We start from the raw sequence: 1675 nt of genomic DNA, 5'->3' as shown, positions 1-1675 counted from the left end.
CATACTTATATCCATTCCTTTCGCTTCGCTCAGGCACAAAACGTTATGAAAACAGTTTTCTGCCCAGCTTTTTTTCTTTATAATTCTTTTTGTAGGGAGCTCGGTATACTACAAATCACGGGGAGGTGAGTGGGTTGTTCCACTTTGGGAATGACCGAATACTTATATGTGTAGTTCGCCTTTTCAAGCACAAATAAGTGTGACACCAAGCACGTAATCTTATCTTTGTATAAACTACTTCGTTTATGGCTTAGGCGTTCAGTCAATGCCGTCTCTCCCTATAATCTTTAGTGAACCTTTTGGTTCTGAAAGGAGTCCCTATGGCTTTAAAAATCGTGTACAAAATTTGTTGTGGCATCGATGTCCACAAAAACTTTGTAGTGGCTTGTATTGCTAAAACTGATAAGCAAGGCATTACCACCTATGAGCGCCATCACTTTTCAACCTACACGAAAGGGCTGAAACAGTTGCTCAAATGGCTGCTCGACCGTAATTGCAAGGATGTCTGTATGGAATCTACAGGTAAATATTGGATTCCCGTTTACAACGTCTTAGAACATGACTGTTCCATCGTCCTTGCTCATCCCAAATATGTTAAGGCTATCCGTGGTAAAAAAACTGACAAGAAAGATGCGAAATGGATTGCTGACCTGTTTAAGCATGATCTTGTTGCCGGTAGCTTTATGCCTCCTGCTGACATTCGACAGCTCCGTGACCTTATGCGTTACCGTTTCAAACTGACCTGCTTTAAATCCAGTGAAAAGAACCGATACCAGAACTGTCTCACGGTTTCCAACATTCAGTTGGCAAGCGTTGTCTCGGACACTTTTGGCAAAAGTTCTCAAAAGATTATTGCTAAAATCCTTGAAAATCCTGATAATACTTCTTTTGATATTGAATCTTTAATCCATGGTTCCATGAAAGATAAACTTCCTGAACTGGAACTCGCCATTGACGGATATATTACTCCGGAACAGGCTGCTAAATTAAAGATCATTAAAGAACATTTTGATAACCTTGAATCCCGGAAAGCAGAGTTAGAAGAACTCATTCTTGCGCTCGCCAATCCCTATCAGCAGGAAATTTCCATTATCCTAACCGCTCCAGGTTTTAAGAACACCTTTACTGCTATCGGTATCATCTCCGAAATCGGAACAAACATGGAGGCTTTTCCTTCGGCGAAACACTTATGTTCATGGGCTGGTCTTACTCCAACCAACAACGAAAGTGCAGGGAAGAAAAAATCTGTCCGGGTTTCCAAGGCCGGATGCTATATCAAACCTCTTCTTGTACAGTGTGCAAACGCTGCGATCAAGAGCAAAAAGCATCCTGAAATTCGTGACCGCTACCTCCGTATCAAAAAGCGTCGCGGTCATAAGAAGGCAATCATTGCTATTGCAAGAATGCTTCTTACAGCATTATACCACATGCTCAAAAATGGTGAGAATTATAATTCAGATTTATACCAAAAATCTGATATTCTTCCGACAACCCGTGAAATCACGGTTGAGCAGGCTATTTTAATGGCTCAGTTTCAAGGTTACCGCATCAAGTCAGCAACGGAATAACCTATAACTTTGTCTACATATTCAATTTTCAAAGCAGCCACCGTAAGATGGCTTTATTGTAATGCGATTAAGGTAATGGATAACCTCTACTTTTCATTTTCAATCTT

At 40.7% G+C, this 1675-nt stretch carries 1 protein-coding gene; it reads left to right on the top strand.

What is annotated here, in order from left to right:
• Positions 1–320: 320 nt before the first annotated feature.
• The gene (locus DWX43_RS26735) at positions 321–1568 is read left to right on the top strand and encodes an IS110 family transposase (RefSeq protein WP_118623116.1); all 1248 of its coding nucleotides are present in this window, start codon (positions 321–323) and stop codon (positions 1566–1568) included.
• Positions 1569–1675: the final 107 nt, after the last annotated feature.

It is taken from the genome of Clostridium sp. AF19-22AC (genome assembly GCF_003479085.1).
Classification (GTDB): domain Bacteria; phylum Bacillota; class Clostridia; order Lachnospirales; family Lachnospiraceae; genus Faecalicatena_A; species Faecalicatena_A orotica.
This window is presented reverse-complemented; position numbering and strand designations above follow the sequence as displayed.